At 35.6% G+C, this 7,921-nt stretch carries 7 protein-coding genes; 2 read left to right on the forward strand and 5 right to left on the reverse strand.

Annotated features, from left to right (window positions below; genetic code table 11):
• Positions 1-226 precede the first annotated feature (226 nt).
• From A3SG_RS0116590 to A3SG_RS0116605, 4 genes are all read right to left on the reverse strand, one after another.
• Entirely contained in the window at positions 227-1,159 is a 933-nt protein-coding gene (locus A3SG_RS0116590) for a peptidylprolyl isomerase (RefSeq protein ID WP_016991130.1), read from the reverse strand.
• Positions 1,160-1,203: 44 nt separating this feature from the next.
• Entirely contained in the window at positions 1,204-2,388 is a 1,185-nt protein-coding gene (locus tag A3SG_RS0116595; protein WP_029596872.1) for an MFS transporter, read from the reverse strand.
• Between the two features lie 136 nt (positions 2,389-2,524).
• Positions 2,525-3,193, reverse strand: a complete 669-nt coding sequence (locus tag A3SG_RS0116600; protein ID WP_016991133.1) for a peroxiredoxin-like family protein — start codon at positions 3,191-3,193, stop codon at positions 2,525-2,527.
• Positions 3,194-3,311: 118 nt separating this feature from the next.
• Complete coding sequence (locus A3SG_RS0116605; RefSeq protein ID WP_016991134.1) at positions 3,312-4,307, reverse strand: alpha/beta fold hydrolase; 996 nt, start codon at positions 4,305-4,307, stop codon at positions 3,312-3,314.
• A gap of 95 nt (positions 4,308-4,402) precedes the next feature.
• On the opposite strand from A3SG_RS0116605, the gene A3SG_RS21945 reads away from it, so the two are divergent.
• A complete protein-coding gene (locus A3SG_RS21945; RefSeq protein WP_198008534.1) occupies positions 4,403-4,558 on the forward strand; it encodes a hypothetical protein in 156 nt (51 codons plus the stop codon).
• Positions 4,559-4,560: 2 nt separating this feature from the next.
• Here A3SG_RS21945 and A3SG_RS0116615 read toward each other — a convergent pair whose 3' ends face one another.
• On the reverse strand, positions 4,561-6,690 hold the full coding sequence (locus tag A3SG_RS0116615) for a M3 family metallopeptidase (protein WP_016991136.1): 2,130 nt from the start codon (positions 6,688-6,690) through the stop codon (positions 4,561-4,563).
• A gap of 337 nt (positions 6,691-7,027) precedes the next feature.
• On the opposite strand from A3SG_RS0116615, the gene trmD reads away from it, so the two are divergent.
• Complete coding sequence (gene trmD / locus A3SG_RS0116620) at positions 7,028-7,705, forward strand: tRNA (guanosine(37)-N1)-methyltransferase TrmD (RefSeq protein ID WP_016991137.1); 678 nt, start codon at positions 7,028-7,030, stop codon at positions 7,703-7,705.
• Positions 7,706-7,921 lie beyond the last annotated feature (216 nt).

Raw genomic sequence — 7,921 nt, forward strand, 5'->3', positions numbered from 1 at the left:
TTTAAAAAAATAAATCTTATTTAGCTAAAAGATATCAATCAGCTTCGTACTTCAAAATGGTTCTCGATACTTCGCAGCAGTTTCCCTTTGCTAACCGCTGCTTAGCAATAAATGAGGAATAGCAACATTTTATAGCTAAATAAAAAACTACCCTAATTATACTAAATGATAGTGGATTTTATATTATGTAAACTGACTATTTAAAGACGGATCACTAAACACTATATTACTTAACGTCCATTAACTCTACGTCAAAAATCAAAGTAGCGTTTGGTGGAATTGCTCCTCCAGCACCGCGAGATCCGTATCCTAAATTAGATGGAATCACGAAACGTGCTTTATCCCCTACGCGCAATAAAGCAATACCTTCATCCCATCCTTCAATAACATTTCCTTGTCCTAATGGAAATTCAATTGGTTTTTTTCTTGGATAAGAGCTGTCAAAAACTTTTCCAGATTCTAACGATCCTTCATAGTGTACAGAAACTGTTTTTCCAGCTACAGCCTGCTTTCCTTCTCCTCTTTGAATGAATTGGTAACGCAAACCACTTTCTGTTTTTTCAAACCCAGCAGCTAATTTTTCCATTGCTGCCTCAGCGTCTGCTTTCAAAGCAATATCGCGTTTGTTACGTGCTCCCTTGAAAGTGATAAAAGCTTCAATCGCATTCCATTTTTCAGCTTCTTCTCCTACTCTTACAATTTCAACACTTTCTAGAAGATCCCCTTGAGCAATAGCATCAACGACATCCTGTCCTTCTACCACATGTCCAAAAACAGTATGTTTACCGTCTAACCATGAAGTAGGAACGTGTGTAATATAAAATTGAGAACCGTTTGTTCCAGGACCTGAATTAGCCATAGATAATATTCCCGGCTTATCGTGTTTTAAACTTGGGTGAAATTCATCATCAAATTTATATCCAGGATCGCCTGTTCCGGTTCCCTGTGGACATCCACCTTGAACCATAAAGTCAGGAATCACTCTGTGAAATTTCAATCCGTTATAAAACTTTGTACCTTGCGGTTTTACTTTATTTTCTAAGTCTCCTTCGGCTAACCCTACGAAGTTACCAACAGTTCCCGGTGTTAACTCGTGTTCTAATTTTACTAAAACCGACCCTTTAACGGTGTTGAATTTAGCATATATTCCATTTTCCATTGTTGTATAATTTTTATTGAAGTGCAAATTTACGAATTAATTTGTTACCCATTGACGCTTTCTACTGCTTTACGTTTGGATTTATAGGTTAAAGCATAGACGGAGAAAGCTAATACTGATAATAATAAACAGCCTAAGGTCACAGCGTGCCAACCAGCAAATCGCCATAAAAACAATCCAAAGGCAGAGCCGGCAGCCGTTCCTAAAAAGCTAAAAGACATAAAAACTGTGTTCATACGGTTTCTTGCTTCGGGTAGAATCGAATAAACACGAGTTTGATTTGATATATGTACCCCTTGCAGACCAATATCTATAAAAATTATCCCAAAGACGATTCCAATAACACTAGAGCCTGAGAAATAGAAAATCACAAAACTGAAAGCGATTAACATACAGCCATATCCCACTGCAATTCTAGAACTCCCTTTATCACTTAATTTCCCAACTAAAGGAGCTGCCAATGCACCCGAAGCACCTATGATGCCAAAAAGTCCTATTGTGGTACTACTAAAATTGAAGGGGTCTTCTGAAAGTAATAAAACCATTGTAGTCCAGAAAGCACCAAATTGAGCAAAACTGAATACATTGATCAATGTCGCTTCACGCAATAAAGGTTGCTCCTTGATCAAAGTAAAAAGCGAACCAATCAGTTGTTTATACGAGCCATTAAATACCGGTTTATTATAAGGAAATTGTTTTTTAATGATAAAAAATAATACCAGACATAATCCTGAGGCAATCCAAAACATAGCACGCCAACCAAACATATCACCTACAAAACCACTTAAAGTTCTGGACAATAAAATCCCTACTAAGAGTCCACTCATAATTGTTCCCACCACCTTACCCCGTTCTTCTGGCGCGCTCAATGAGGCTGCCAATGGCAAAATTAGTTGGGGCACTATAGAAGTAATTCCTATTAAAAGGGAGGCAATTTCTAAGATAAAGTAACTTTGCGCTGTTGCTGCAATAATTAATGCGATTACAGAAGCAAAAGTGGTATAAAGTATCTGACTTTTACGTTCAATTTTGTCTCCTAGCGGAACCATCAAAAATAAACCAATAGCATAACCAGCTTGCGTTAAATAAGTTATTGTTCCTGCATCTGCATTAGGTATATTAAATTCTTCTGCTATTAATATGATTAATGGTTGGCAATAATACAAATTAGCTACAATCAGTCCAGTAGCAGCTGCCATAAATAAGACATTCTTTTTTGATAAATTCATGGCGCAAAATTACGTTGTGTTTTTAGATTATTGTTCTAAATAAGAAATAAACTTTGAGGCAAAAGTAGGATGAAACTACTTTAACATCCCAAAAGAAATTCTATTTTTGGAGTGTTAAAAAATAGCCTACTGTAATTTACTCCTTTATTGAATCAAGAGCTGCCAAGATATCTTTAGCCTCTGCTCTATTTCTATATTCTGCATCTAAAAATGAATAAACAATTAATCCCTTTTGATCAATTACATATGTAGCTGCTAAAGGTAATTGATCTGATTCATCACCATTAAAACCATGCAAATCAAATCCTTTTTGATATACGTCAGCCACAGCATCAGTCAATTTAAAAACAATACCATACTGATTAGCTACTTTGTTTCCTTTATCACTCAATACTTCAAATTGTAGTTGATGTTTTTCAACAGTAGACATTGATTTGTCTGGCAACTCCGGTGTTAAAGCCAACAAATTAGCCCCTTTTAACTGAATGTTTGGTAATTGTTCCTGCAAATAATGTAGCGTCATATTGCAATACGGACACCATCCGCCGCGGTACCAAGTTAAAACCACAGGTCCTTTCTTTAAGTAATCACTTAATTGCACTTCTTTTCCTGTAGCATTTGTCAATGTAAAGTTTGGTGCGTTATCCCCATTATTTTTTGCTTTTGAAATAATATTTTGGCGTGTTACATCAACAATTCCGTCAGCATATATTTCTTTTATTTGCTCAGCTGCTTTGGCTTCCCATGCCTTTTTCGCCTTATCTAAAGTAGCTTGCAAACCGTTTGCGCTATTTTCTGTATTCATACTTTATTGTTTTAATAAGGGGACAAATTTACTGTTATCCCTGTATTTACTGGTTGGTAATGTTTCGTTTGGACTTGTCAATTTTTCCCACAGTACGTTTGCACTTAACCTGTTATAATTATTTCTCCAAAAAAGCTATTAGCGGCTCAATGAACTTGTCAAAACTCTCAATATGTGGCATGTGACCAATATTAGGTATTTCAACTAGTTTTGAATTTGCGATTTTCTTTTGTGTTTCTTTTCCTAAAACTGTATATAACCCCATTGTTTTTCTCACCTCTTTGGTGACTAACGGTTTCCCTAAAGCGGTTCTGTCTCTGGTTCCAATGATTAATAAAGTCGGACATTTCAAATTCTGAAACTCATACACTACAGGCTGAGTAAAAATCATATCATAGGTTAACGCTGCATTCCAGGCTACTTTTTTGTAATCAGAATTCAAAGTCCAGCCTGCCAAAAGATTGACCCATTCATCATATTCCGGTTTCCATTTGCCATCATAATAACTGTCTAATTGGTATTTTCTAATTCCAGCATAACTCTGTTTTAACTCATTTTGATACCACCAATCAACGGTTTGATAGGGCACTTTAAGTTTCCAATCCTCTAAACCTATTGGATTTTCAAGAATTAATTTCTCCGTTACTTCAGGGTACATTAATGCAAAACGAGTAGCGAGCATACCTGCCATTGAATGCCCTACAACAGCTGTTTGTTCAATCCCGAGTGTATCTAAAATTTGTTTTGTGTTTTCGGCTAATTGCTGAAAGGTGTATTGAAAATAATCTGGCTTATCTGACTTCCCAAAACCAATCTGATCCGGCACAATTACGCGAAAACCTTTTTTAATTAAAGCAGCAATAGTCGTTTGCCAATAGGCTCCGTTAAAATTTTTACCATGGAGCAACAGAATATTTTTTCCGTTATAATTGTCTGGCTTCACATCCATATACTCCATTTGGAGTTCCTGCTGTTGGTTTTTCACCGTTATAAAATGTACTGAATACGGATATTCATATTTACTTAAATTGATGTCCAACCATTTTAATTGGTCTTGTTGGGCGGAAGACCCTAGCGCTACAAGAAAGAGCCCTATCAAAAGTTTAAATTTCATTTTCAGTATTTTTTATTAGAATAGTAAATTTAAGCAGAAGGAAACCTACTGGAAAATTATTAGGAAAACTTTACAATTTAGAAACTAAAACATAATTGCTAGCATCTACGCTAGCCCAGATGGAAACGGCATCCTATTATATGTCGTCTTTTATTGGACGAGATACAATAGCTATGGCGTACAGCTGGAAATTGGTCCAAAAAAAAATGGCATCCATTACGAATGCCAATTTGATTGATGAATTAAAATAAGATTATTTATCAGAAAGTCCTGCATTTCTTAAATAAGGTTCGATTTCCATATCGTGCCCGATGAATTGCTTAAAAGCTTCGTTTAAATCTACACTGTTCCCTACAGATAAAATATATTTTCTAAAACGCTCACTATTTTTTCTTGTTAGACCACCGTTTGCTTTCATCCAGTCGTACACATTATAATCTAACGTTTTAGACCAAGTATAAGCATAGTATCCTGCAGAATATCCGCCGCTCCAAATGTGTGCGAAATAAGGAGTATGGTATCTTGTAGGCACTTCGTTTACTAACAGTCCGTATTTTTGAAGCGCTTCGTCTTCAAAAACTAAAGTGGGTTTAAAATCAACTTCGTTTTCAACACTATGCCAATTCATATCTAATGTTGATGCCGCCAAAAGTTCAGTAACATCGTAGCCTTTATTAAAGGTTTCAGCTTTTTTAATTTTATCAATTAGTTCTTGAGGAATCACCTCTTTAGTCTTATAATGAATCGCATAATTTTTTAAAACTTCAGGATCTAAAGCCGCGTGCTCATTGATTTGAGAAGGAAATTCCACAAAATCACGTGGTACCGCCGTTCCAGAAAGACTGGTGTAATTTTGATTTGCAAATAAACCGTGTAAGGTGTGCCCAAACTCATGAAACATAGTCGTAACATCGTCAAAACTAATTAAAGAAGGGTTTCCGTTTACTGGTTTTGCAAAATTATAAACGTTGACAATTACTGGTTTTTGTTTTAAATAATGAGATTGATCCAAATAATTGCTCATCCAAGCACCACCGTTTTTATTGTCTCTAGTGTAGAAATCTAAATAGTAAATAGCCATTGATGTTCCGTCATTATCAAAAACCTCATATGCCACAACATCTGGGTGATACACTGGCAAATCTTTGCGTTGTTTAAAAGTAATACCATACATTTTTTTGGCTGCAAAAAACACTCCTTTTTCTAATACTGTAGTCAACTCAAAATAAGGTTTTATTTGACTTTCGTCCAAATCATATTTGGCTTTACGTACTTGCTCTGAATAAAAATTCCAATCCCAAGGTTCTAATTTAAAGCCACCATTTTGAGCGTCAATTAAATCTTGTATTTCTTTTGCTTCCACTTTTGCTTTTGCAACCGCTGGTCCCGCGATTTTCGCTAATAAGTTCATTGCTCTCTCAGGAGTTTGTGCCATTTGGTCTTGCAATTTCCATTCTGCAAAATTCTTTTTGCCCATCAAATTGGCTTTTTGCAACCGTAATTTCGCCATTTTTTCTAATACCTCGCGAGTATCGCCATCATCATTATTTTGGGCACGAGTCCAAGACGATTTGAATATTTTTTCTCTAGTTACTCTGTTAGTAAGACTTTGCAATACTGGTTGCTGGGTTGTATTTTGTAATCCTATTAAATACTGTCCGTCATGACCAGCTTCATTCGCTTTTATTTTTGCTGCGGCAAGATCATTAGCGCTTAAACCATCTAAATCAGCTGCATTGTCAAACAAAACAGCACCGTTTTTACGGGCTATCAATAATTTATTGCCAAAAAGTGTACCTAAACTAGCTAACTCTTCATTGATTTTTTTCATTTTGTCTTTATCTGCATCGGATAAATTAGCCCCAGCCAATTCAAATTCTTGCAAATAATACGTTGTTAATTTTTTATCCTCCCCTTTTAAAGTACCAAGATCAATTGCTTTAAAACGTTTGTACAACTTAGAGTTTAGGTACATTTTATCGCTATGCGCTGAGAATATTGGTGCATATTCTGCTTGTAAAGCTTGCAAAGTCGGATTTGTATTAGAACCTGTTAGATTATAGAATACGCCAGTAGCTCTTTTTAAATCTACTCCCGAAGTTTCTAATGCTAACACTGTATTTTGAAAGGTAGGTTTAGCAGGATTGTTAGCGATTGCCGTCACTTCCTTGTCGTGAATCCCTAGACCGTATTCAAAGGCAGGTTTAAAATCTTTGTCTTTTATTAAATTAAAAGAGGGCGCTTGATACTGCAGCATACTTTTTTGTAAAAGAGGATTTGTCATTTTAATCGACTTATTTTGCGCATGAAGCGTGTTTGTTTGTAATGCAGCTGCAATAAAAAGTATTGCACCCGCTAAATTTATTTTTAAGTAACTTTTCATGAATTTTAATTTTTTAATTTTTCCGGTATAAAAATACTAACAAAAATGATACCGCAGCTATCGTTTATTATTTAAAATACAATAGTAGCACGCTGTCAATTCGAAATAGCTTCTAAAGAACTATGTCCTATTATCATAAAAACTAAGAATTATTAATTTAGAGGAAAATAATCCACAAAAGCAAAACTGACTTAATATGAAATCCCGTAAATTATAATGAAGAACTTAGAGCAAGATATCCTAAAAATAAACGGTAAGAAGTTTTACTGCTGCTCCTTGTGCCTTTCTACTTGTCCCTTGGCTCTTCTTTTGTACCTTTGCATCTTAAATTATCTATATGCGCATTGATATTATTACGGTTTTACCTGAATTGCTAAGAAGTCCGTTTGAGGCTTCCATTATGAAACGTGCCATTGACAAAGGACTAGTGGAAGTTCACTTTCATAATTTACGGGACTACACAACCAACAGACAGAAAAGTGTTGATGATTACCCTTATGGTGGCGGTGCTGGGATGGTAATGACAGTGCAGCCTATTGATGCTTGTATCACGCATTTGAAAAGTGAAAGAACTTACGACGAGATCATCTATATGTCACCCGACGGGGAAACCCTAAACCAGAAAATGGCCAACACCATGTCCATGTATGAGAATATTATCATCTTGTGTGGTCATTATAAAGGGGTGGATCAACGCGTACGTGACCATTTCATTACTAAAGAAATCTCTATTGGCGATTATGTTTTATCAGGAGGAGAACTAGGAGCATTAGTATTGTCAGATGCTTTAATCCGATTGATTCCAGGTGTATTGAGTGATGAAACTTCAGCATTGACAGACAGTTTTCAAGACGGCTTATTGTCTGGTCCCATATATACACGACCTGCAGACTATAACGGATGGAAAGTCCCAGAAGTTTTAACCAGCGGGAACTTTGCCAAAATCGATAAATGGCGCGACGATATGGCTTATGAGCATACTAAGAATCGCCGTCCAGATCTATTGGAAGAGTAGTTAATAGTACGCAGTCGCTGTATTCAGTTTTCAGTATACAATCTTTGAACCTAGATTTTAAGTTGAAGTATTAAATGCCTGTATTTAGCTTTCACTGTTTGAAAATAGAGTTACTACTATTCTTAATCAGAGTAATCGTTTTAAGTTTAAGTTTGTATTAGCCAACTTTAAAATAAAAACTTTACTATGGATTTTAAATCACTATTTGTCGAGTTT

Source organism: Flavobacterium sp. ACAM 123, from assembly GCF_000264055.1.
Classification (GTDB): Bacteria; Bacteroidota; Bacteroidia; order Flavobacteriales; family Flavobacteriaceae; genus Flavobacterium.

Excerpts from the sequence above, each read along its gene's own strand:
- A3SG_RS0116590 (WP_016991130.1), bottom strand. The coding sequence starts at position 1,159 with ATGGAAAATGGAATATATGCTAAATTCAACACCGTTAAAGGGTCGGTT.
- A3SG_RS0116595 (WP_029596872.1), bottom strand. The coding sequence starts at position 2,388 with ATGAATTTATCAAAAAAGAATGTCTTATTTATGGCAGCTGCTACTGGA.
- A3SG_RS0116600 (WP_016991133.1), bottom strand. The coding sequence starts at position 3,193 with ATGAATACAGAAAATAGCGCAAACGGTTTGCAAGCTACTTTAGATAAG.
- A3SG_RS0116605 (WP_016991134.1), bottom strand. The coding sequence starts at position 4,307 with ATGAAATTTAAACTTTTGATAGGGCTCTTTCTTGTAGCGCTAGGGTCT.
- A3SG_RS0116615 (WP_016991136.1), bottom strand. The coding sequence starts at position 6,690 with ATGAAAAGTTACTTAAAAATAAATTTAGCGGGTGCAATACTTTTTATT.
- trmD (WP_016991137.1), top strand. The coding sequence starts at position 7,028 with ATGCGCATTGATATTATTACGGTTTTACCTGAATTGCTAAGAAGTCCG.